The following is a 23,225-nucleotide window of genomic DNA, read 5'->3' on the forward strand; positions in this document are numbered from 1 at the left end:
CGCAGTCATGCGTGTTGATGCTGAGCCTTTGAGGGTAGAGGCTATAGTGGAACACGGCCGGTAACGGCGGATCCAGCCGATACCAGTTGGCGTTGCTGCCGGCCGCTGTGTCGCCGGCGCCCTGGGGAGCGCCTCATAGAGCTAAGTTAAGCGGGCTGCTAGGTCAGGCCGTCGTGGAGCCCTGAGTGCGCTCTGTCGCAGAAATTTTGGAGAGCACTTGGAGCCTGCACGTCTCGAGCCCATTCTGCTCGCGACGCTAACCTACGCGATTGGTCGAGAACGCACTCAATTGTGCGACTAAGGAGCGTGGTGCCTTTATGCAGAGATTGGCCTTTGCGATGATAGTGGGACTGCTCGTGTAAGCCCCCACAACAGCCGACAAGCGTCGATGTCAAATCGTGCGCAACCTGAAATTACACCCGATACTCCTCTTCGCCTTGCTGATGCCGCGAAGATCGCGTTTCCTTTGGGAGGAATGACGGTCGCGGGCTTACGTCGCGAGCGCGATCGTAACCGATTGGTCATTGAGAAGATTGCCGGCAAGGAATTTACAACGCTGGCTCATATCGAACGGATGCGAGAGCTATGCCGCGAAGAAGCAAGGGCGCCAGACTTCAGTTTAAGGCCGCCCGCCGAAACAAGAGCGGAAAGATCACCCACCAAGCAACCTGGATCATCAGAGACAACGGCCGGGATGTCGGCACAGGCTGCGCTGCAGATGAGATTGCGGCCGCAGAGGAAAAACTGAAGGATTACATAGCGTCTAAACACACTCCGAAGCGACGAATTCGTCACATAGACGATATCGCCGTTGCCGACGTCCTTTCGATCTATCTGGACGCGCAATTGGACAAGCTTCGCGGCCGTTTCAATGTCGATAGCGAGAACGAAGATACCATCCCCGATATCCGCAAGTTCAAAAGGCGGATCGAGCGGCTGAACGACTGGTGGGGAGCAAAAATGCTGGGCGAGGTGAACGGGGAGGCGTGTCGCTCGTACGCCAGGGAGCGCGCGCGGAGGGGAGGCGCGCGCCGAGACCTTGAGGACCTCCGCGCAGCAATTGGTCACCATGCGGCCGAAGGATTTCATCGGGAAATCGTCAAGATATCACTGCCAGAGAAGGGCCAACCTCGAGACAAGTGGTTGACGCGCAGCGATGCTGCGAAACTGATTTGGACATGCTGGCGCCATCGCGAAATGCAGAAGGGCTCGCGTCGGCCGACCGACGACCTGAAGGTCCCGACATGCAAGCGTCCGCTGCGCCATCTTGCACGGTTTATTTTATTGGGCATCTATAGCGGAACCCGGGCGGGCGCTATTGCAGCCGCATCTCCCATTCCTGCAATCGGTCGAGCTTATGTCGACCTGGAGCGCGGCCGCTATTACCGTCTAAAACAGGGCAGTGCCCAAACCAACAAGCGGCAGCCGACCGTCCCGATACCGTTGCGCTTGCTTGCTCACCTACGGCGCTGGCACCGGATTAATCCAGAGGCGAAGCATTTCGTCGAGTACAACGGAAGGCCCGTTACCTCGGTCAAAACGGCGTTCAAGAGTGCCGTGAGACTGGCAGGCCTTGGTCCGGGAATCTCCCCTCACACCCTACGACACACCGCAGCGACTTGGCTTATGCAGCGAGGCGCAGATCCTTGGCAGGCAGCGGGCTATCTCGGAATGTCGCTTGAGGTGCTGCTCAACACTTACGGCCATCACCATCCCGACTATTTGTCCGATGCCGTCGACAAAATCGCCAAGCGCGATCCAGCCGGCGAACGAAAAGCGCACGTATCTGGTGCGGTGATTCCGATCAGGCGAAATGGCGCCTGATAAGTTACTCGCTATTTCGTGCGGAGCCGTTCCGTCCGCGGAAGGTACGACGCTGATCTTCGGGTCGACCTCGCCAATTACGGACGGTGGCTGCCGCAGCATCTGAGAGAGATTCCCAAGCACTACGAAGAAGGCGTTCCGCTGCGCGTTATCGAAAGCGAAGCAGTCGATCTGGGGCCTCTTTGGGCGACCCGGAGTTGGCGGATCTGATCTGCCATTGGATCGTGATGTTGCCTTCGCTGAGGAGGAAACAGGATTACCTCCGCTTGATCGGCGATTCGATGAGGGCGGTAGCGAGGTAAGTGCGAGTTCCCGGTTTCAACAGTTTGTCTCTATGTCTGGTGGAACTGTTGAAACTATTGATTCCAGATGATAAATAGCGTTTTAACAGCTGAGTTAGAAATCGGGCTAGATTGTTGAAACCATGGATTTTCAAGAGCTTAACAATGACCAACGCCGCGAGGTGGTCAATAGTCAGCAGCGCTTCCAGGCCCTGAGGGATGCCAAGGAGGCCTACGATACCCATCGGGGGTCCCTGACTTGGGTGGAGTCGAAAGGCCGCGAATACCTCGTCCGGAGCTACTACGACAAGGCTGGCCTCAGGAAGCAAGCCTCGCTCGGCTCGCGTTCGCCCGAAACTGAAAAAATGAAGGCGGACTTCGAAGCTAAACGTGCTGTTGCAGAAGACCGGGTGAAGAACTTGCGCGATACAATGGATCGTCAAGCCGCGGTCAATCGTGCGCTCGGCTTGGGCCGCGTACCGTTGCTTGGAGCCCGGATCATGCGCGCTCTCGACGGATTCGGAATCTTGGGTTCTGGGATCCGGATTCTCGGGACCAACGCGATCTACGGTTATGAGGCCTCTTCCGGCGTCAGACTCGATTCGGGCCTGGCCACGACGGAAGACATCGATCTGCTGTTCGATGCGCGCGGCGGACTAACGTTCGTCGCAGACGACCACGTCTCTGAGTCATCGCTCATGAAGATACTCAAGCGAGTGGACACCAGCTTCGAACGCGCCAAGCAGACGTTCCGCGCTATAAACCGGGACGGCTATCTCGTCGATTTGATTAAGCCAATGCAGAGCCCACCTTGGCGGAAGGGTCCAGATAAGATCGGCTCGGACCCGGAAGATTTGTCCGCTGTGCAAATCGAAGGACTCGATTGGCTGCAGAATGCTCCCGCGTTCGAGGCGGTCGCGATCGACGAAAAGGGCGAACCGGTACGCATCGTGGCTCCGGATCCGCGGGTTTGGGCCGCCCATAAGCTATGGCTGTCCCGTCGTGCGGACAGAGAGGCGCTCAAACGCCAACGAGATGCAGCGCAGGCTGAAGCCGTAGGCGCTCTGGTGGCGAACTATCTTACTCACCTTCCGTTCGACGCAGAGCAATTAAGGATGCTTCCGAAAGAGGTGGTGGACAGCGCGGCGCCTCTTTTCGCCAAGAAAAATAGCGCTGCTCGAGCCTAGCGGGCAGGGTCGGCATAAACGGCTCAGGCATATCCGGCGCCGCCGATCATCAGCGGCACCATGATATAATCAGCATGCTGCTGCTCATCGACATGCCGACGGTCATGATGCCGGCATCATCCCCAGCAGCACCAGCAGCACGACCAGCAGCAGCTTGAGCATCGGCGCCGCTGGCAGCCTAGCGGCTGCCGGCCTCTCATTGGACGAGCGCTCCTCGAGACAAGGGCGCGATGCCGCGGCGTCCCGTTACGAGCATCCTCGGTGCTGGTGCTTGAAGCGCACACGCTACGACACACCGCAGACTTGGCTTATACAGAAAGGGCGCGGATCCTTGGCAGGCAGTGGGCTATCTCGGAATGTAGCTTGAGGTGCCGCTCAACACGTATAGCCATCAGAATCCCGACTATTTGTCCGATACCGTCGACAAAATTGCCAAGTGCGACCCAGCCAGTGAACGAAAAGCGCACGTATCTGGTGCGGTTTCTGGTGCGGTGATTCCGATCCGGCGAACTGGTGCCTGATAAGTCATTGATTTCTTTGGTGGGCCCGGCAGGACTCGAACCTGCAACCAGACCGTTATGAGCGGCCGGCTCTAACCATTGAGCTACAGGCCCCGCCGCGAGACGGCTCGCGATGTACGGCCGGCAACGGTGCGCGGTTCGTTTACAGGGATGGGGGCGGGGGTGCAATGCTGGCTCTGGGGATGGGAACGCCGCCGCGGCATCGCAGGTGATTGTTGAATATCCGAAATTGGCGATGGTGCCTGTATAACCCTGTTTTGCCCGACGAAGCAAACCGACTTGCGAAGGCCTCACTTTTCAGGTTCGGTAACCTATTGAAATTGCTGGCCTCGTCTACTGTGCATGGGGTTGTTTTGCCGTTTTTGACGAGAGGGGGCCTTCCGGAATCCCCCCCGACGCTTGCCAAGCGAGCTGCAGGCTTGCGGCTGAGCCCGCCGCCTAATCCACCGAGACCCCGGCGAACTCCACCACCTTGCGCCACTTCTCGGTCTCGTCGGTGACCAGCTTGCCGAACTCGGCAGGCGTCATCGGCTTGGGGAGGCCGCCGACTTCAGTGAGGCGCGCCACCAGCTTCGGGTCCTTCAGCGCTTCGCCGACGGCCTTGTTGAGGATCTCGATCACTTCGGGCGGCGTGCCCTTCGGCGCGGAGATGCCGTAGAAGCCGACCGATTCGAAGCCGGGCACGGTCTCGGCGATCGCGGGCACGTCGGGCACGCTCGGCCACCGCTGCGGCGAGGTCACGCCCAGCGCGCGGACATTGCCGCCTTTCACCTGCTCCATGGCCGAAGGCAGATTGTCGAAGATCAGCTGCACCTTGTTGGAGATGATGTCGGGGAAGGCGATGGCGGAGCCGCGATAGGGCACGTGCACCATGTCGCACTTGGTCAGCACCTTGAACAGCTCGGCCGACATGTGCACCGAGGTGCCGTTGCCGGACGAGGCAAAGGAGATCTTGCCGGGATTGGCCTTGCAGTAGTCGACGAACTCCTGGACCGTCTTCGCGGGGAACGCGTTGGAGACGACCAGCATGTTGGTGAGCTGCATGATGCTCGCCACCGGCACGGTGTCGCGCAGGAAGTCGAACGGCAGCTTCTTGTAGAGCGAGGTCGAGATCGCGTTGTTGGGCGCGACGAACAGCAGCGTATAGCCGTCGGGCGGCGAGTTGATCGCGGCGGCGGCAGCAATGTTGCCGCCGGATCCCGTCCGGTTCTCGACGATGAATTGCTGGCCGAGACGGTCCGACAGCCACTGCGCCATGATCCGCGCCACGATGTCGACCGGACCGCCGGCGGCAAATCCAATCAGCCAGTGCACGGGACGGTCGGGATAGGCGGCGGAGGCGGGAGGCGTGGCGCTGAAAAGACCTAAAAGGACGGTGAGCCCGAAAAAACCGTTACGCAAAATTCGCAACATGACGCCTCCCATTGTTCTATTGTCGTTGGCGACATGCTTTCACAAAATCCGCACCCTGCCTACATCGCCGCAAGTCGGTGTTGACGCAGGTCCGTCAGGGACGACCATGAGATTCGCGATCCTCACCCTTCTCGGCGCGGCGCTGCTCGCAAGCCCCGTTGCTGCTCAAACCGGAGGCACGGCCATTCCGACCACGACGATCAGTTTGGGCACCGCGACGCCCGGCGGCGGCTTTCCGCTCTATGGCAACGCTCTTGCGGAGGTGATGAACGCGGCCGATCCGCAAATCTCCATCGCGCCACGCAACACCAAGGGCAGCAACGAGAACATTCCGCTCTTGGAGAAGGGCGAGCTCGATCTTGCGCTGGTCGCGGGCGAGCCGGCCTATGAGGCCTTCGCCGGCATCGGACGCGCGCCTGTGCGGCTGAAGATTCTCACCGCGATCTATTCCAACCCCGGCATGTTCGTGGTGCGCGCGGACAGTCCTTACAGGACCATCCGCGATCTCGTCGGCCAGCCCGTTGCGTTCGGCGCCAAGGGCTCGGGCCTGCCGATCCTGGCGCGCTATGTGCTGGATGGGCTCGGCCTGAAGCAGGACGAGGACTTCAAGGCCATCTATCTCGACCGCGCCGGCGACGGCCCCGCGATGGTCGAGGACGGCCGCGTCGCCGCGCTGTGGGGCGCCGGCATCGGCTGGCCCGGCTTTGCCGCGGTGGCATCGAGCGCCTCAGGCGCGCGCTTCATCGCGCCTGATGTTGAAGAGATGACGCGCATCCGCGCCAAGCATGCCTTCCTGAAGCCGCTGCTGGTGCCGGCTAATAGCTATCCGAAGCAGGACGCGCCGATCGCCTCGCTGGGGTCCTGGAGCTTCGTGCTGACGCGCGAGGATCTGCCTGACGAAATTGCCTATCGCCTGGCGAAGACGCTGCACGGCAATGAGGCGACTTTCTGCAAGAAGCTCGCGCAGGCCTGCGAAACCACGGCCGCGAACACGGTGGCGGCGGCGCCGAGGCCGGAGCTGATCCATCCCGGCGTGATGAATTATTTTCGCGAGATCGGGGTGGTGAAGTAGCGAATGGCGAGTTGCGAATAGCGAATGGAAGCATCCCCATTCGCTACTCCCTATTCGCCATTCGCCAACTCACTTCTTCACCATCGCACACGCCTGGTCCGGCGGACCGAACGCCTTGTCGCCGGAGATCGTGGTGAGGATCTTGTAATAGTCCCACGGATATTTGCTCTCCTCCGGCGTCTTGACCTGCACCAGCCAGAGATCGTGGACCATCAGATTGTCCTCCCGCAGCTTGCCGTTGCGGGCGAAGAAATCCTCGATCGGCTTCTCGCGCATCTTGGCGGCGACCTTGAGCGGATCGTCGGTGCCGGCTTCCTTGATGGCGTTGAGATAGTGCATCACGCTCGAATAGACGCCGGCCTGCCACATCGACGGCATCTTGTTCATCTTGGCGAAATAGCGCTTCGACCATTCGCGGGTCTTGTCATCCATGTCCCAATAGAACGACGTGGTCAGCAGCAGACCTTGCGCCGCCTGCAGGCCGAGGCCGTGGATGTCGGTGATCAGCGCCAGCAGCGCCGCCATCTGCTGGCCGCCCTTGAACACGCCGAACTCCGAGCCGGTCTTGATCTCGTTCATGTTGTTGGGCGGTCCGGCCGCGATGCCGATGATCTTGGCCTTGGAGGCCTGCGCCTGCAGCACGAAGGAGGAAAGATCCGGCGTTGCCAGCGGCGGCCGCACCGAGCCCAGCACCTTGCCGCCATTGGCGGTGACGACGGCGGAGGCGTCGCGCTCGAGCGAATGGCCGAAGGCGTAATCGTCGGTGATGAAGAACCAGCTGTCGCCGCCGCGCTTGACCACGGCGTCCGCGGTGCCGACCGCGAGCGCGCGGGTGTCGAACACCCACTGGATCGCGTAAGGCGAGCAGAATTTGCCGTGGAAGTCCGCGGTGCCGGTGGAATGCGTGATGAACAGCCGCTTCTTCTCGTTGGCGACGTTCTGCACCGCGAGCCCGACCGCGGAGACTGGCACATCGACGATCAGGTCGACCTGGTCGACGTCGTACCAGCGCCGCGCGATCGTGCCGCCGATGTCGGCCTTGAGCTGGTGGTCGCCGATCACGATGCTGATCGGCTTTCCGAGCACGGTGCCGCCGAAATCGTCGATCGCCATCTGCGCCGCCGTCACCGAGCCCTGGCCGGTCGGCGCAGAGGCCGGGCCGTTCATGTCGGTGAGCACGCCGATCTTGACGACGTTGTCGGAAACCTGCGCCGATGCCGCACCGGACAGCAGCGCCGCCGTCAAGGCGGCCGCGACCGGCAGTCCAAATCTGATTGGATTCACGTTTGTCCTCCCCTGATCCGGCACGTTGGCCGGTGTTGCCCCGGGTATGCCCGGCTGAATTGGTTTCTTTTGCAACTATTTTGGGGCGGGCGTCAATGTCAGGCTGCGAAGCGGATCCGCCCCGCGGGTGAGGGATCGTAGCCGGTCAGCTCATCGGCGCGCTGGCGCAGCCGCCGTTCGTTCAGGAATCCGATCAAGGCCTGCATGGCGGGGCGGAAATAGCTGCGCTGCCGCATCGCGAGGTCAAAATTCTCCCAGACCAGCGGCACGAAATCGAGACCGGCCGAACGCGCGGCGGCGCGCGTCGCGATGCCGCAATCGGCCTGGCCGGCGCGGACCAGTTCCGCAAGATCCGGTCCGGTCAGGGCCGGCGTCTCGACCCTGCGCAAATCCCGCGTCGTGGCGCCCACGCGCTTCAGCAGCACGTCGAGCAGCATCTGCGCGCCCGTGCCCTGTTGCCGCATCGCCATCCGGGCGCCGAGCGCGAGCACGTCAGTCAGGCCGTGCAGGTGCTTGGGATTACCCTGCGGCAGCACGAGACCCTGTTCGCGGCGCGCGAACGCGACCAGCACCGCATCATGCAAATCCGGCGCGGCCCGCAGCGCCTCGACACTGGCATCCCCAGCGAGATCATCGGAAGCATCCAGGCCGTGGAAGTGTATCGCCGCCGCCATCACCTCGTTGCGCTGCAAGCGCTCGAGCCCGCGCACGCTGCCCTCGCTCATCGATCCCAGGCCCGAGCCGGATTCGCGCAGGCTCCAATCCAGCAGTTCGTCCTGGCTGCCGCCGACGACCGGCGGCGGCTCCGCGATCAGCATGCCGGCCGGACGCGCGAGGCCAGAGAGCACCCAGAGATCGAGTTCGTGGCGTGGGAAGAGCCACTTCCCGGTCACCTTGGTGCAGGGGATCGCGCCTGTGGTGACGAGTTCGTAGAGCTTGCGTTCGCCGAGCCGAAGATAGTCGGCGGCTTCGCTGGTCGTCAGGAATTCCATCCTGCATTCCTATGCAAATTCTTGCTTCTTTTTGACGTTCGACGCAGGTGGAATTCTGCATTTCAATTCGTGTCCGCCGGAACCATGCCCGATCATCTCGCTGCTTTGCAACACATCCGCGCGCGCGTCTTTTGCTTTGGTGAATGATCCTGAATCGTTCGGCGCGTTGCCGAAATTTCCCGGGTGACGTGCGCAAAAGGCAAACGCGTCACGAGTGCGGCGCAATCGATCATCATCATGATCGGGTCGTAGCCAAAGGAACCCCCGATCATGGGCCGCCTGTCCGTTGCATTCGCGCTGTTCTGCGGCCTCACCGCCGCCATTGCGGCGTCATCCGCCGAGGACCGCGGCTTCGTCCTTGCCACGACGACCGCGACGCAGGATTCCGGCCTGCTCGACTATCTGCTGCCGATCTTTCGCGACAAGACCGGTGTCGACGTGACGGTGATCGCGCGGCGCGCCGACGAGGTGCTCGACGGGCCGCGCAGGGGCGAGGCCGACGTCGTGCTGATGCATGCCCGGCCGCAGGAGGAGAAATTCGTCGCGGACGGGTTTGGCGTGAAGCGCTTTGACGTGATGTACAACGACTATGTGCTGATCGGGCCGAAGAACGATCCCGCCGGCGTCAAGGGCAAGGACATCGCGACGGCGCTGAAGGCGATCGAGGCCAAGGGTGCGCCGTTCGTGACGCGCGGCGACCGGTCGGGCACCCATGCTGCGGAGCTTGCGCTCTGGATCGTCGCCGGCATCGACATCGCCGGAGCCAAGGGCGCCTGGTATCGCGAGGCGGCACAGGGCATGGCCTCGGCTCTCGACGCCGCGCGCGCCGCCAATGCCTATGTGCTGTCGGATCGCGGCAGCTGGATCGCCTTCAGGGATCGCGGCGATCTCGATATCGTCGTCGAAGGCGACCGGCGGCTGCTCAATCAGTATGGCGTGATGCTGGTGAACCCCGAGAAGTTTCCGAACGTGAAGAAGGATCTCGCGCAGACCTTCATCGATTGGCTGACCTCGCCGGAGGGGCAGACGGCGATCGCAGGCTACAAGGTCGACGGACAGCAGCTGTTCTTCCCCAATGCGGACAGGTCGGGCGGTTGACGTCGGCATCGCCGGTGGTTGCCAAACCGGGCGATGCATGGTCCACCATGGCGCATGACCCAGCGCCTGCCGCCATCGCTGACGCCGCTCGACACCGCGCTCGCCGCGTTGCTGAACGGGCTTGAGCCGCTTGCACCGGTGGAGTTGCCGCTGAGCGAAGCGGCCGGCTGCATCGCGGCGGGCACGCTGCTGCTTGCGGCCCATCCGCATCACGACATCGCCGCCGCGGATGGCTGGGCGCTTTGCGCCAACGATCTCGTCGGCGCGTCCTCTTATTCGCCGCTGCCTTTGCCACAAGCGCCCGCGTGGGTCGAGGCCGGTGACACGATGCCCGCCGGCTGCGATTGTGTGCTCGATGCCGACGCGGTCGATGCATCGGGGCCGCTCGTGCAGGTGCTGGCGGAGGGCGTGCCGGGGCAGGGCGTCAGGCGTGGCGGCAGCGACATCGCGGAGCGCACGCCGGCCGGCGCCGAGGGCCAACCGGTCGTCGCAGCCGATCTGCTGCTCGCACGCATTGCCGGCTTGGACAAGCTCGGCGTGCGTCGGCCCCGGTTGCGTATCGTCAACGTGCCGGGTGCAACGGCAACGATGCATATGATCGCGGGGATCGCGCGCGCTGCGGGACTGGATGTGAAGACGTGTGAGGCGGGCGCGCGCGATGCGGTGGCGATTGCCGATGCGCTCGATACGTCCTCCTGCGATCTGATCCTCTCAGTCGGCGGCAGCGGCGTTGGCCGTGGCGATGCGGCCGTGACGGCGCTGGCTCAGCGTGGTCAGGTGATCGCCCACGGTTTTGCACTTCAGCCCGGGCGGACTGCCGCGGCCGCGAAGATTGGAAAGGTTCCCGTCGTCGCCTTGCCGGGCTCGCCGGATCACGCGCTGGCGGCGTGGCTCGCGCTCGTGCTTCCGCTCGTCGACCGGCTATCGGCGCGCCGGCCGCGCCGGCGCGTGACCCTGCCGCTTGCGCGAAAAATCGCATCCAGCGTCGGCATCGCCGAGATCGCTTTGCTGGCCAGGGAACATCACGGCTGGATGCCGCTTGCCGTGGGCGAATGGCCGCTCCAGGCTATTGCCGGTGCGGACGCATGGCTGCTCATTCCCGACAGGGACGAGGGATTTGCGGCGGGCGTGCCGATCGATGCCTATCTGATGCGGGAATGATATGGGTTTTGACATGTCGATGAACCCGCAATCGCAAATCCGCAGCGCGCTCGAACAAGAGCAGTTCCTCAAGATCCTCTCGCGCGAGGAGGCCCTGGCGCGCTTCGAGGCCGCGTTGTTCCCGCGCGCTGTTCCGAGCGAAAAGCGCAAGCTCGGCGATGCGCTCGGCGTGGCGCTCGCCGAAGACATCACCGCGCCGATCGACGTGCCCCCTTTCGATCGCTCCAATGTCGACGGTTTTGCCGTGCGCTCGGCCGATCTTGCGGCGGCTGGCGAGGGCACTCCCCGGCGCCTCACGCTGAACCGCGAGACCATCCACTGCGGCACCGCGCCGAGGATGCAAGTGGCGGCGGGAACCGCGACGCCGATCGCCACCGGCGGTCCGTTGCCGCGTGGTGCCGACGCGGTCGTCATGGTCGAGCACACCCAGCCGGTTGGATCCGATGCGATCGACGTCCGCCGTGCCGTCTCGCCCGGACAATTCGTGTCGTACGCCGGATCCGACATTGCGCGCGGCGAGGCCCTGCTGCGTGCCGGCACGATCATCGGCTCGCGCGAGATCGGCATGCTCGCGGCTTGCGGCATTGCCGAGGTGGCCGTCGCGCGCAAGCCGCGGGTTGCCGTGGTCTCCACCGGTGACGAACTGGTACAGCCCGGCGAGATGCTCGCGCCCGCCGCGATCTACGATACCAACGGCGCGATCGTTGCGGCTGCGATCGACGAGAATGGCGGCGAGGCGGTCTTCCTCGGCGCCATTCCGGACGATGAGGCGAAACTCGAATCCGCCATGCGTCGCGCGCTCGCCGAATCCGACATGCTGGTGCTGTCGGGCGGCACCTCGAAAGGCGCGGGCGACCTGTCCCATCGCATCATCGGCCGGCTCGGCCGGCCCGGCATCATCGCGCATGGCGTTGCGCTCAAGCCCGGCAAGCCACTGTGCCTCGCGGTGTGCGACGGCAAGCCGGTGGTGATCCTGCCGGGCTTTCCGACCTCGGCGATGTTCACCTTCCACGACATGATCGTGCCGGTGCTACGCAAGCTGGCCGGCCTGCCGCCGCGCTCGGATGCCAAGGTGAACGCGACCGTGCCGGTGCGTATTGCTTCCGAGCTCGGCCGCACCGAGTTCGTCATGGTGTCGCTGGTCGAGGGCAGGGACGGCCTGATCGCCTATCCCTCCGGCAAGGGGTCTGGCGCGATCACGTCCTTCGCGCAGGCCGACGGCTTTTTGCGCATCGACGCGCTCGCCGACCAGATGCCGGCCGGGACCGAAACCGAGGTGACGCTGTTCACGCCGCATGTGCGCGTGCCCGATCTCGTCATCGTCGGCAGCCATTGCACCGGCCTCGATCTCGTCACCGCACAGCTCGCGCATACCGGCCTGGCCGTGCGCTCGATCGCCGTCGGCAGCCTCGGCGGACTCGCGGCCGCAAAGCGCGGCGAATGCGATCTCGCGCCGATCCATCTGTTCGATGACAAGAGCGAGACGTACAATTCGCCCTATCTCGTCGAGGGCCTCGAGCTCGTGCCGGGCTGGCGGCGGATGCAGGGCATCGTCTTCCGCAAGGACGACAGGCGTTTCGAGGGCCTCGGCGCGAAGGAGGCCGTCGCCGCCACTCTCGCTGACCCCGCCTGCATCATGGTCAACCGTAACCAGGGCGCCGGCACGCGCATCCTGATCGATCGGCTGCTCGGCGGCGCGCGGCCGGAAGGCTACTGGAATCAGCCGCGTTCGCACAATGCGGTCGCGGCAGCTGTTGCGCAGCACCGCGCCGATTGGGGCATGACCATTGCACCGGTCGCCCATGCGGCCGGCCTCGGTTTCATTCCGTTCGCGGAAGAGCATTATGACTTCGCGCTGGTCACGGCGCGCAAGGACCGGCCGGCGGTGCAGGCGTTTCTCGATGCGCTTGGCTCGAATGAGGCCCGTGCCGCGCTGGAGCGCGCCGGATTCCGGCCTGCGTAGCGACGGTGCAGAAGACCTCGCGCATCAAATATCTGGCGGAAGGAGCGGACTGATACCGGCTGGATCTGCAGCTACGATGCCTGGTCGGTGCTGCTGGCGGCTTGATCGGACTGACCGCGTTTGCGCTCCCGCTCCTCGGCTTCCGCGAGCGCACGCTGGGCGGCGGCCGGCAACGGTTCCGGGTCCGGCGGGACTTCGACGGTGTCAGGCTTACTCAGCTGCTTCGTGCGATCGATTGCGTCCGAAACATCGAACGCGAGATCGACGACGTCGAAAATGACTTCCAAGAGCGAGTCGGCCATGGCTCATCCGGGGCAACGTCCCAATCATTGGTCGTTCGCTTCTCAGGCCCGGTTCATAGCCAGGAGCTCAAGGCCATGAACTCCAGGCAATGCCCTAGGATGCATCATCCAGCGCCGCCAGCCGTTCGGCCTCGGCGATATCCTCGACCGTATTGGCGTTGAAAAAGGGATCGAGCGGCTCGGTCGGCCACGTCACCGTCGCCAGTGGATAGCGCGCGGTCCAGCGGTCGATCTTGCGGAGGTCCTCGACGACCAGCGCGTGCCTGAGCTCGTCGCGCAAGGCGACGCGCCACAGGCCGATCACGGGGTGCGACTGCTCGCCTGACGCGGCGACCGCGAGCTGCGCGTTCTCACGCGCGCGCGTGTCATGCAGGCGCGCGACCAGATCGCGTGGCAGGAACGGGCAGTCGCCGGCGGCGCTGAGCACCCATTCGATGCCCGGCCGGTTTGCCGCGGTCCAGTCGAGCGCGGCGAGGATGCCGGCGAGCGGGCCGGGAAAGCCGGGCACGTCGTCGGCGACGACCTGCAGGCCGAACGCGGCGAAACGCGCGGGATCGCCGTTCGCGTTGAGGATCAGCCCGCTGCATTGCGGTGACAGGCGCGCGATCACGCGCTCCAGGATGGTGCGGCCGCCGATGGTGCGCATCGGCTTGTCGCCACCGCCCATGCGCCGCGCCAGGCCGCCGGCGAGCAGCACGCCTTGCGTCGGCAGAATGTCAGTCGTCACCAGCTTCACCCTTGCGCTTGTGCTTGGCCGACTCTTCCTCGACGTAAGCGAGGTCCTGGTCGTAGACGATGCGTTCCTCGCCCGCGAGCGCGATGAAGCGCTTGCCGCGGGTGCGTCCGACCAGCGTCAGCCCGACCTGTCTTGCGAGATCGACGCCCCAGGCGGTGAAGCCGGAGCGCGACACCAGGATCGGAATTCCCATGCGGACCGTCTTGATCACCATCTCCGAGGTGAGCCGCCCCGTGGTGTAGAGGATCTTGTCGCTGGCATCGACACCGTGGCGGTACATCCAGCCCGCGATCTTGTCGACGGCGTTGTGGCGGCCGACGTCTTCGGTGTAGCAGAGCGGGGTGCCTTCCTTGCACAGCACACAGCCGTGGATCGCGCCGGCCTCGAGATAGAGCGAGGGCATGGTGTTGATGGTCTGCGTCATCTGGTACAGCCAGGACGTGCGCAGCTCGGCCTTCGGCAGCGCGACGCTCTCGACCGCCTCGAGCAGATCGCCGAAGGCGGTGCCCTGCGCGCAGCCCGAGGTCTGCGTGCGCTTCTTCAGCTTGGCCTCGAAATTGGTGTGGTGCGTGGTGCGCACCACGACCACCTGGAGGTCGTCGTCGTATTCGACCTCGGTGACCACGTCATTATATTTCAGCATGTTCTGGTTCAGCAGGTAGCCGAGCGCCAGATATTCGGGGTAATCGCCGATCGTCATCATGGTGACGATCTCCTGGGAGTTCAGGTAGAGCGTCAGCGGTCGCTCCATCGGTACCTTGATCTCGACCCTGGCGCCGGTCTGGTCGGTCCCGGTCACGCTCTGGGTCAGGCGCGGGTCGTCCGGGTTGGGGACGATCAGGGGCACCGGGGCTTTGTCGATCTTCATCATGGCGGCGAGGTTAGCATGACATTCGGGTCAAGCCGATATAAGCATGCTGACGGAAAACGAAATGCCTCCGGTCATCGTTGCGAGGAGCGAAGCGAGGAGTCTGGATTGCTTCGCTTCGCTCGCAATGACGGGAAGGGATAGCGGTTCCACCAAAACCAAGTCGCTCGCGGACACGGAGCTAGAATGAAAGTCATCGGCCTTGCAGGCTGGAGCGGTGCGGGCAAGACCACGCTGTTGACGCGGCTGATCCCGCATTTCAACGCGCAAGGGCTGCGCGTCTCGGTCATCAAGCATGCGCATCACCAGTTCGACGTCGACGTGCCCGGCAAGGATTCCTGGCGCCATCGCGAGGCCGGCGCGGCCGAGGTGCTGGTTGCGTCGTCAAACCGCTGGGCCCTGATGCACGAACTGCGCGGGGCGGCGGAGCCGCGGCTGCCGGAGCTCCTGAACAAGCTTTCCGCGGTCGATCTCGTCGTGGTCGAGGGCTTCAAGCGCGAGCCGCATCGCAAGATCGAGGTGCATCGCGCGGCGAACGGCAAGCCGTTGCTGTTTCCCGACGATCCCGGGATTGCCGGGATCGCGGCCGACACCGCCATTGACACCAAGCTGCCGACTGTCCATCTCGACGATGTCGCGGCAGCTGCGGCGTTGCTGCTGCGCGCCGCGATGCCGGTCGAGGAAGCGGTGGCGAAAAGCGCCGCGATACGCTGACGAGGCACCATGGCGCAACTCTCGGACGATTGCTTTGCCTTCGGCGGCCCGATGATGTCGGTCGACGAGGCCGTTGGTCTCATCACGACGCGCGTCAACGCGATCGCAGATCTGGAGACGGTGGCGCTCATCGACGCAGACGGGCGCGTGCTGGCGCGCGATGTCGCAGCACCCTTGCCGCTGCCGCCCTTCACCAACTCGGCCGTCGACGGCTACGCCGTGCGCAACGGCGACATTCCTGAAGGCGCGGAGCGGGCGTTCCCGCTCGACGGCCGCATCCAGGCCGGCGGCCTCGCACAGGCGCCGATCAAGCCCGGCCATACCGCGCGCATTTTCACGGGCGCGCCGATGCCGCCGGATGCCGAAACCGTCTTCATGCAGGAGGACGTCCGCATCGACGATTCCGGCAGGATCGTGCTGCCGCCGGGGCTGAAGCCCGGTGCCAATGTTCGCCCCGCCGGCGAGGACATCCCGAAAGGGCACGTCGCGCTGCGCGCCGGCCAGCGCTTGCGGCCGCAGCATGTCGCGCTCGCCGCGGCGTTCGGTCTTGTCAGTCTCGACGTCATCAGGCGCATTCGCGTTGCGGTGTTCTCGACCGGCGACGAGTTGGCCTCGCCCGGCGAGCCGCGCGCGGCCTCGCAACTGTTCGATTCCAACCGCTTCATGCTGATGGCGATGCTGCGCCGGCTCGGCTGCGAGGTCAGCGATCTCGGCATCTTGCGCGACGAGCGGACTTCGCTCGGCAATGGCTTGAAGCAGGTGGCCGGTGATCATGACCTGATCCTCACCACCGGCGGCGTCTCGACCGGCGAGGAGGACCACGTCAAGGCGGCGGTCGAGAGCATCGGCTCGCTGGTGCTGTGGCGGATGGCGATCAAGCCTGGCCGTCCCGTGGCGATGGGTATCATCGACGGCACGCCGCTGATCGGATTGCCGGGCAATCCCGTCGCGAGCTTCGTCACCTTCGTCCATGTGGTGCGGCCGACAGTGCTGGCGCTCGCCGGGGGCCTGCCGGAGCCGCTTCTGCCGATCCCCCTGCGGGCGGCTTTCACCTACAAGAAGAAGGCAGGCCGGCGCGAATATGTTCGCGTCTCCTTGCGGCGGGCGGAGGACGGTACGCTGGAGGCGGTGAAGTTTCCGCGCGAAGGGGCCGGGCTGTTGTCCTCGCTGGTCGAGACCGACGGCCTCGTCGAGCTCGGTGAGAGCATCACGGGCGTCGAGCCGGGGCAGGCCGTAGGTTTTTTGTCCTACGCCGATCTGCTCTAGCGGCCTCGCGTTGACGCCATCGATCGGTCCCGCCATGTTGCGCCCATGACCAGAACGACGCTCGATCTCACCGGACTGAAATGCCCGCTGCCCGCCCTGAAGACGCGCAAGGCGCTCAAGCCATTGCAGCCGGGCGATCAGCTCGAGGTCCACTGCACCGATCCCTTGTCGGTGATTGACATTCCGAACCTGATCCGCGAGACCGGCGACAAGGTCGAGATTACCGAACGCAACGAGGCGCGCATCGTGTTCCTGGTCGAAAAGAGCGACGCCCCGTAGAAAGGCGAATATTCACGGCGGCAACGTTTGACTATGTTGCCTGCGCGGGACACGGCCGGAACTTCGCTGCAATGCGAAAGGCGCCGATTGGTGCCGTGGATGAGCTCAAACCCAAGACTCTCAATCCCAAGACCCTCAATCCCAAGACCCCTCAAACCCAAGACCCCTCAAACCCAAGACTCTCAAAGACGTCGGGCATGACTTTCTCAACATCGAGGGCAAGCGCTGCCGCAGGTCCCGCGGCGGGCCGCGAGCCTGCCGTCAAGCCCGGCAAGACGGCTGCAGGGCCGGAGTTCGGCGCGCTGGCACAGGCCTCCATCCTGATCGTCGACGACGAGCCGGGCATGCGCAATTTCCTGGTGCGTACGCTTGCGCCGCGCTGCAAGCTGGCGGACGAGGCGGCCGATACCGACCAGGCCTCGCGCAAGCTCGATTCCAACCGCTACGATGTCGTCATTCTCGACAACATCATGCCCGGCAAGAACGGCGTCGATTGGCTCGCCGAGCAGCGCGCCGTCGGCTTTTTCGCCGACGCCATCCTGATCACCGCCTATGCCGACCTCGACACCGCGATCCAGGCCCTGCGCGCCGGTGCGGCCGATTTCGTGCTCAAGCCGTTCCGCTCCAACCAGATCCTCAACGCGGTGGCACGATGCCTCGACCGTGTCCGCCTCCAGCGCGAGAACTATGTCCTGCGCTACGCCCTGCGCGCCTCGTCCGACCGCACCTTTCTGCGCGACAATCTGATCGGACAATCGGCAGCGACGCTGCGCGTGCGTGAGACCATCGCGCGCGTCGCGCGCCTGCCGACCTCGGTTCTCCTCACCGGCGCATCCGGCACCGGCAAGGAAGTGGCAGCGCGCTCGATCCACTCGCTGTCCGACCGCGCCGACAAGCCCTTCGTGCCCGTCAATTGCGCGGCGATCCCGCCCGAGATGATCGAGGCGGAGCTGTTCGGACACATCAAGGGCGCCTTCACCGGTGCCGATTCGGGGCGCGAGGGCTTGTTCCTGTATGCCCACGGCGGCACGCTGTTCCTCGACGAGATCGGTGAGCTGCCGCTGCCGATGCAGAGCAAGCTGCTTCGCGTGCTCGAAGACCGCCGCGTCCGCCCGGTCGGCTCCGAGCGGGAAGTTCCGGTCGACCTGCGCTTCATCTTCGCAACCAATGCCGAGCTTCAGAAAGAGGTCGAGAAGGGCCGTTTCCGAGCCGATCTGTTCTACCGGCTCAACGTGATGCAGATCCACCTGCCGCTGCTGAAGGATCGGGGCGACGACGTGCAGGAGCTTGCCGCCATCTTCATGAGCAAGCTGTCGACTCAGCTCGGCATGCCGCCGGTGCCGATCGACGCCTCGGTGCGAGCGGCGCTCGCAAGCTATGACTGGCCGGGCAATGTGCGCGAGCTGCGCAATTTGATCGAGCGCACGCTGATCCTCGGCGCCTTCCCCGACGATTTCGCCGGTCCCCGCAACGACGGCCAGTCGGCGCCTGCCGACAGTCTCGCCGAGCTCGAGCGACGTCACATCCTCGGCGTGCTGAAGGAGGTCAATGGCAATCGCGAGGAGGCGGCGCGGCGTCTCGGTATCTCGCGCAAGACCATCGACCGCAAATGCGCGTTATGGGATGTCTGATGGTGCCCGCCGCAGCGGTGAGCTCGTGCGGGGACGCTCCGTCCGCTTCCGGTTGCTCGCGATCGCTCTGCTGCCGATGCTGGTCATCCTGCCGCTCCTGCTCGGCGTCGCAATCTATCGCTGGAACGCAAAATTCGACGCGGCCCTGATTTCCAAGGTGAACGGCGATCTCACCATCGCCCATCAATATCTCGCCCGCATCCTAGAAAAGACCGGCGTCCAGATCCGGGCGCTCGGCCTGTCGGCCCGCTTCCAGGAGGTGCTGGCGCCGGATGCGCGCGGCTCGCTGCGGGACCTGCTCGACGAGACCCGCAAGGAGATCGGTCTCGATTTCCTGTACCTGACCAATGATCGCGGCGACGTCCTGGCCTCATCGCCCCCGCTGCAGCGTCAACCGAGAGGCGACTGGCCGATCATCATGTCGGCGCTGTCGGGCCAGGTCCCAGCCACAGGCGTCGACATTTTCGGCAATGACGAGCTCGCCGCAATTTCGCCGGCCCTGGCCGAGCGCGCGCGATTGGACCTGGTGCCAACCCCGAACGCGGTGCCGACCGACCGCAGCACGGAGACGCGCGGCATGGTCGTGCACGCGGCGAGCCGGGCGATGCTGCCTGACGGGGGCGCCGCTGCGCTGGTCGGCGGCACGCTGCTCAACCAGAACCTCGAATTCATCGACACGATCAACGATCTCGTCTACCGCGCGGCGAGCCTGCCGGAGGGCAGCCAGGGCACCGCGACGCTGTTCCTGGACGACGTGCGGATATCGACCAACGTCCGCCTGTTCGAGGGCCGGCGCGCGCTCGGCACGCGCGTGTCGGCGGCGGTGCGCTCGGCCGTGCTGGGCGAGGGGCACACCTGGCTCGACAGCGCTTTCGTGGTCAATGACTGGTACATCTCCGCCTACGAGCCGCTGGTCGACAGTTATGGCAAGCGGGTCGGCATGCTCTATGTCGGCTTTCTGGAGAAGCCGTTCAGCGAAGCCAAATACCAGACGTTGGTGATCATCATCGCTGCGTTCATTGCCATCACCGCCGCGACCGTACCGATCTTCCTGCGCTGGGCGACCTCCATCTTCATGCCGCTGGAGCGCGTCACGGCGACGATCGGCGAGGTGGAGCGCGGGAACCTGTCCGCCCGCACCAAGATGCCGGTGTTGGGTGACGAGATCGGCCGCGTCGCGGTTCATCTCGACAGCCTGCTCGACCAGATCCAGGAACGCGACCGGCAGCTCCGGGAGTGGAATGAGGAACTGAACGTCCGCGTGCTGGAGCGCACCCGCGACCTCGAGCACGCCAATCTCAAGCTCGAGGCAACCACCAAGCAGCTCATCATGTCCGAGAAGCTGGCCGCGATCGGCGAGATCACCGCCGGCGTTGCGCACGAGATCAACAATCCGATCGCGGTGATGCAGGGCAATCTCGACGTCATCCGCAGCGTGTTCGGGGCCGATGCCGACAAGGCGAAGGTCGAGTTTCGCCTGCTCGACGAGCAGATTCACCGCATCAGCCAGATCGTGACCAAGCTGCTGCAGTTTGCAAGGCCGGAGGAATATGCCGGTTATGTCGAGCGCCATGCGCCGACGAGCGTCATCTCCGATTGTCTGCCGCTTGTGCAGCATCTTCTGAACAAGACCGAGATCGCCGTGGTCAGGGACGATCGCGCCAGCCGGCTCGTGCTGATGAACCGGAACGAGCTGCAGCAGGTCCTGGTCAATCTCATCGTCAACGCGATCCACGCCATGCCGGACGGCGGAACCCTGACGCTCCGCTCCTTCGATGCCGAGCGCGACGGCCATCAAGGCGTCGCCATCGAGGTCACTGATACCGGCATCGGCATGAGCGCAGACGTGATCGAAAAGATTTTCGACCCCTTCTACACCACCAAACGGCGGCAAGGCACCGGACTGGGCCTCTCCATCAGCCAGACGCTGATCAAGCGCCAGGGCGGACAGATCACGGCCGAAAGCCACCTCGGTTCCGGGAGCACCTTCACGATGTGGCTGCCCGAAGCGACCTGATTGGACATTTTGTCCTTGGAGTCAGGACATTCTGTCCGGAGCGGCGCGCTGCGCTGCGGGAAGTCGTTGAATCGTCACGATGCGACTTCTGGCACGCGCGTTGCCCTTCTCAAGACAGGGTGTTGAGGGGGATGAGGGCGCGATAGCCGTCAAGGCAACGCTGCTTGCGAGGCGAAGGGACATCGCCCGCGATCAGTTGCTTGCTCGGCGCACAAGACGGATGCGCACCAGACGATTCCACTTCGGCATGAATGAAGTCCGACCTGTCATGCGCGGCTGAAAGCACGCACACGACCGGTCTCAAACCGATGTGCCGGCAAGGCCGCGCTTGGGAGGGAATGCTTATGACAACTGCCGATACCGTTCTTGCACCGGTTGGTGCTTCCGGCTTCCTCGATCGTGAACGCACGATCGCGAAGGCCGGGTTCAATCGCTGGCTGGTGCCGCCGGCCGCGCTGTGCATCCATCTCTGCATCGGCATGGCCTACGGCTTCTCGGTGTTCTGGCTGCCGCTGTCGCGTTCGATCGGCATCACGCAGAGCAAGGCTTGCCCCGACATCTCGCTGTGGCAGGAGCTGTTCACCACGACCTGCGATTGGAAGGTCGCAAGCCTCGGCTGGATGTACACGCTGTTCTTCGTCCTGCTCGGCGTCTCTGCGGCGATCTGGGGCGGCTGGCTCGAGCGTGCCGGCCCGCGCAAGGCAGGTTTCGTTGCCGCGCTTTGCTGGGGCGGCGGCCTGTTGATCGGCGCCTTCGGCGTCTACGTCCATCAACTCTGGATCATGTGGCTCGGGGCCGGCGTCATCGGCGGCGTCGGGCTCGGCCTCGGCTATATCTCGCCGGTGTCGACGCTGATCAAATGGTTCCCCGATCGCCGCGGCATGGCGACGGGCATGGCCATCATGGGTTTTGGCGGTGGTGCGATGATCGGTGCGCCGCTCGCCAATCTGCTGATCAACTACTTCAAGACCGCAACGGATGTCGGCGTCTGGCAGACCTTCGTCGTGATGGGCGTGATCTATTTCATCTTCATGACGATCGGTGCCTTTTCGTATCGGGTGACGCCGCCCGGCTGGCAGCCTGATGGCTGGACGCCGCCAAGCGAGAAGAAGTCGATGATCACCGAGCACCATGTGCACCTCAACAACGCGCACAAGACGCCGCAATTCTGGCTGATCTGGTGGGTGCTCTGCTTGAACGTCTCGGCGGGCATCGGTGTGATCGGCATGGCCTCGCCCATGCTCCAGGAAATCTTCGCCGGCAAGTTGATCGGGCATCCGGAGCTGACGTTCAGCCAGCTTTCGGTCGAACAGAAGGCATCGATCGCGGCGATCGCCGCCGGCTTCGCCGGCCTGCTGTCGCTGTTCAATATCGGCGGCCGGTTCTTCTGGGCGTCGATGTCGGACCTCATGGGGCGCAAGAACACCTACTACACGTTCTTCATCCTCGGCATCGTGCTCTACGCGCTGGCGCCCACCTTCGCGGCGATGGGCTCGAAACTGCTGTTCGTGCTCGGATTCGGCATCATCCTGTCGATGTACGGCGGCGGCTTCGCGACGGTGCCGGCCTATCTTGCCGACATGTTCGGCACCCAGTTCGTCGGCGCCATCCATGGCCGGTTGCTGACGGCATGGTCGACTGCCGGCATCATCGGTCCGGTCGTGGTCAACTACATCCGCGAGTTCCAGCTCGCGGCCGGCGTGCCGCGTGACCAGCTCTACAACACGACGATGTACATCCTGTGTGCCATGCTGATCGCCGGTTTGATCTGCAACTACCTGATCAAGCCGGTCGATCCGAAGTGGAACATGAGCCACGAGGAGGTGGCCCGCCTGCAGGCGGCCAGTGCGAAGAGCGAGGCGTCGGTCCAGCACGGCTCGTTCGGCATCGGCAAGGGCGGTCTGGATGCCAATGCGGCGCTGTTCTGGGCCTTTGTCGGCGTGCCGCTGGCTTGGGGTGTCTGGAAGACGCTGGAGAGCGCGGTCAAGATCTTCTGATCGCACGTTCATCGCGGCGGGAGCGCATCATGCGCGCTCCCGCCGCTCATTTCGATTGCTTCAAAACTTCCCTGGGGGAATTCGATGGTTCGTAAGCTCGTTTGTGCAGCCGCCGTGCTGCTCGTCGCCGGCGTCCTGCAATCCGCATCCGCACAAACCGCCGCGGCACCGGCTGTAACGCCGCCCGCCGCGACCGAGGCCAAGCCCGGCAAGATCAAGCTGACCGCGCAGAAGCTCAAGGACATGAAGGCCAAGTGGAGCGCCAACAAGTCAAAGCTTAGGGAGTGCCGCAAGGACGTGAAGGCCAAGGGCCTCGCGGGCGACGATCGCTGGTTCTATATCGAGGAGTGCATGGGCAAGAGCTGACCCGTCAGCATTGGGGCACGGAGAGGTCACCTGCAGCCTCGGAGCGGAGTTCGATACGATTTCGCTATCGCAGCATAGGAAGCCTTTATTGATCTCCAGACCAATTCAGGCTTCGTTCTATCGATTGGCGCGTTGGACGAACGCAAGGCCGTGTCCGGGCAGCGATCTTGGGTTGCCCTTGGGCTGCGCTTAACTGCTTCCGCGAGCATGATAATTTGCTTGGCATCTGGCATGCCAGGAGCTAGAACTGGAG

General features: G+C 64.1%; 20 protein-coding genes and 1 tRNA gene. 13 read left to right on the forward strand and 8 right to left on the reverse strand.

Annotation, left to right across the window (positions count from 1 at the left end):
• Positions 1-585: 585 nt before the first annotated feature.
• Positions 586-1,824 (forward strand): tyrosine-type recombinase/integrase, encoded by a 1,239-nt coding sequence (locus tag GGD66_RS28230; protein ID WP_183259653.1) that lies wholly within the window; start codon positions 586-588, stop codon positions 1,822-1,824.
• A gap of 424 nt (positions 1,825-2,248) precedes the next feature.
• Positions 2,249-3,292 (forward strand): nucleotidyltransferase domain-containing protein, encoded by a 1,044-nt coding sequence (locus tag GGD66_RS28235; protein WP_183259654.1) that lies wholly within the window; start codon positions 2,249-2,251, stop codon positions 3,290-3,292.
• Between the two features lie 538 nt (positions 3,293-3,830).
• Here GGD66_RS28235 and GGD66_RS28240 read toward each other — a convergent pair.
• A tRNA-Ile gene (locus GGD66_RS28240) sits at positions 3,831-3,906 on the reverse strand.
• A 345-nt stretch (positions 3,907-4,251) separates the two neighbouring features.
• Entirely contained in the window at positions 4,252-5,226 is a 975-nt protein-coding gene (locus tag GGD66_RS28245) for a tripartite tricarboxylate transporter substrate binding protein (protein WP_183259655.1), read from the reverse strand.
• 106 nt (positions 5,227-5,332) lie between these two features.
• Here GGD66_RS28245 and GGD66_RS28250 point away from each other — a divergent pair, with 106 nt between their 5' ends.
• A complete protein-coding gene (locus GGD66_RS28250; RefSeq protein ID WP_183259656.1) occupies positions 5,333-6,298 on the forward strand; it encodes a TAXI family TRAP transporter solute-binding subunit in 966 nt (321 codons plus the stop codon).
• A 69-nt stretch (positions 6,299-6,367) separates the two neighbouring features.
• Here the strand turns inward: GGD66_RS28250 and GGD66_RS28255 are convergent, their stop codons facing one another.
• The 3 genes from GGD66_RS28255 to GGD66_RS28265 form a co-directional block, all read right to left on the reverse strand.
• Entirely contained in the window at positions 6,368-7,582 is a 1,215-nt protein-coding gene (locus GGD66_RS28255) for an ABC transporter substrate-binding protein (RefSeq protein WP_092261710.1), read from the reverse strand.
• Positions 7,583-7,680: 98 nt separating this feature from the next.
• Positions 7,681-8,574: a helix-turn-helix transcriptional regulator gene (locus GGD66_RS28260; RefSeq protein ID WP_183259657.1), complete on the reverse strand. Its 894-nt coding sequence runs from the start codon at positions 8,572-8,574 to the stop codon at positions 7,681-7,683.
• Between the two features lie 9 nt (positions 8,575-8,583).
• Complete coding sequence (locus GGD66_RS28265) at positions 8,584-8,799, reverse strand: hypothetical protein (protein WP_157644218.1); 216 nt, start codon at positions 8,797-8,799, stop codon at positions 8,584-8,586.
• 45 nt (positions 8,800-8,844) lie between these two features.
• Here GGD66_RS28265 and GGD66_RS28270 point away from each other — a divergent pair, with 45 nt between their 5' ends.
• The 3 genes from GGD66_RS28270 to GGD66_RS28280 are packed head-to-tail and all read left to right on the forward strand — an operon-like array spanning position 8,845 to position 12,796.
• The gene (locus tag GGD66_RS28270; protein ID WP_183259658.1) at positions 8,845-9,672 is read left to right on the forward strand and encodes a substrate-binding domain-containing protein; all 828 of its coding nucleotides are present in this window, start codon (positions 8,845-8,847) and stop codon (positions 9,670-9,672) included.
• A 54-nt stretch (positions 9,673-9,726) separates the two neighbouring features.
• Positions 9,727-10,833 (forward strand): molybdopterin-binding protein, encoded by a 1,107-nt coding sequence (locus GGD66_RS28275; protein WP_183259659.1) that lies wholly within the window; start codon positions 9,727-9,729, stop codon positions 10,831-10,833.
• A gap of 1 nt (position 10,834) precedes the next feature.
• The gene (locus tag GGD66_RS28280) at positions 10,835-12,796 is read left to right on the forward strand and encodes a molybdopterin biosynthesis protein (RefSeq protein WP_183259660.1); all 1,962 of its coding nucleotides are present in this window, start codon (positions 10,835-10,837) and stop codon (positions 12,794-12,796) included.
• A gap of 71 nt (positions 12,797-12,867) precedes the next feature.
• On the opposite strand, the gene GGD66_RS28285 is transcribed toward GGD66_RS28280, so the two are convergent.
• From GGD66_RS28285 to fdhD, 3 genes are all read right to left on the reverse strand, one after another.
• On the reverse strand, positions 12,868-13,098 hold the full coding sequence (locus GGD66_RS28285; protein ID WP_183259661.1) for a hypothetical protein: 231 nt from the start codon (positions 13,096-13,098) through the stop codon (positions 12,868-12,870).
• A gap of 94 nt (positions 13,099-13,192) precedes the next feature.
• Positions 13,193-13,834 (reverse strand): molybdenum cofactor guanylyltransferase MobA, encoded by a 642-nt coding sequence (gene mobA / locus GGD66_RS28290; protein ID WP_183259662.1) that lies wholly within the window; start codon positions 13,832-13,834, stop codon positions 13,193-13,195.
• A complete protein-coding gene (fdhD, locus tag GGD66_RS28295; RefSeq protein WP_018317011.1) occupies positions 13,815-14,705 on the reverse strand; it encodes a formate dehydrogenase accessory sulfurtransferase FdhD in 891 nt (296 codons plus the stop codon). The genes mobA and fdhD overlap by 20 nt, the downstream gene beginning before the upstream one ends.
• A gap of 183 nt (positions 14,706-14,888) precedes the next feature.
• Here fdhD and mobB point away from each other — a divergent pair, with 183 nt between their 5' ends.
• From mobB to GGD66_RS28330, 7 genes are all read left to right on the forward strand, one after another.
• Positions 14,889-15,416, forward strand: a complete 528-nt coding sequence (gene mobB, locus GGD66_RS28300; protein WP_092261702.1) for a molybdopterin-guanine dinucleotide biosynthesis protein B — start codon at positions 14,889-14,891, stop codon at positions 15,414-15,416.
• 9 nt (positions 15,417-15,425) lie between these two features.
• Complete coding sequence (gene glp, locus GGD66_RS28305) at positions 15,426-16,682, forward strand: gephyrin-like molybdotransferase Glp (RefSeq protein ID WP_183259663.1); 1,257 nt, start codon at positions 15,426-15,428, stop codon at positions 16,680-16,682.
• Between the two features lie 45 nt (positions 16,683-16,727).
• On the forward strand, positions 16,728-16,961 hold the full coding sequence (locus GGD66_RS28310) for a sulfurtransferase TusA family protein (RefSeq protein ID WP_028142272.1): 234 nt from the start codon (positions 16,728-16,730) through the stop codon (positions 16,959-16,961).
• 197 nt (positions 16,962-17,158) lie between these two features.
• Entirely contained in the window at positions 17,159-18,592 is a 1,434-nt protein-coding gene (locus GGD66_RS28315; RefSeq protein WP_183259664.1) for a sigma-54 dependent transcriptional regulator, read from the forward strand.
• Positions 18,585-20,609, forward strand: a complete 2,025-nt coding sequence (locus tag GGD66_RS28320) for a cache domain-containing protein (protein WP_092261699.1) — start codon at positions 18,585-18,587, stop codon at positions 20,607-20,609. The genes GGD66_RS28315 and GGD66_RS28320 overlap by 8 nt, the downstream gene beginning before the upstream one ends.
• Positions 20,610-20,953: 344 nt before the next feature.
• A complete protein-coding gene (locus tag GGD66_RS28325; RefSeq protein WP_028142275.1) occupies positions 20,954-22,606 on the forward strand; it encodes an OFA family MFS transporter in 1,653 nt (550 codons plus the stop codon).
• A gap of 84 nt (positions 22,607-22,690) precedes the next feature.
• The gene (locus GGD66_RS28330; protein ID WP_183259665.1) at positions 22,691-22,972 is read left to right on the forward strand and encodes a hypothetical protein; all 282 of its coding nucleotides are present in this window, start codon (positions 22,691-22,693) and stop codon (positions 22,970-22,972) included.
• Positions 22,973-23,225: the final 253 nt, after the last annotated feature.

It is taken from the genome of Bradyrhizobium sp. CIR48, assembly GCF_014198315.1.
Taxonomy (GTDB): Bacteria; Pseudomonadota; Alphaproteobacteria; order Rhizobiales; family Xanthobacteraceae; genus Bradyrhizobium.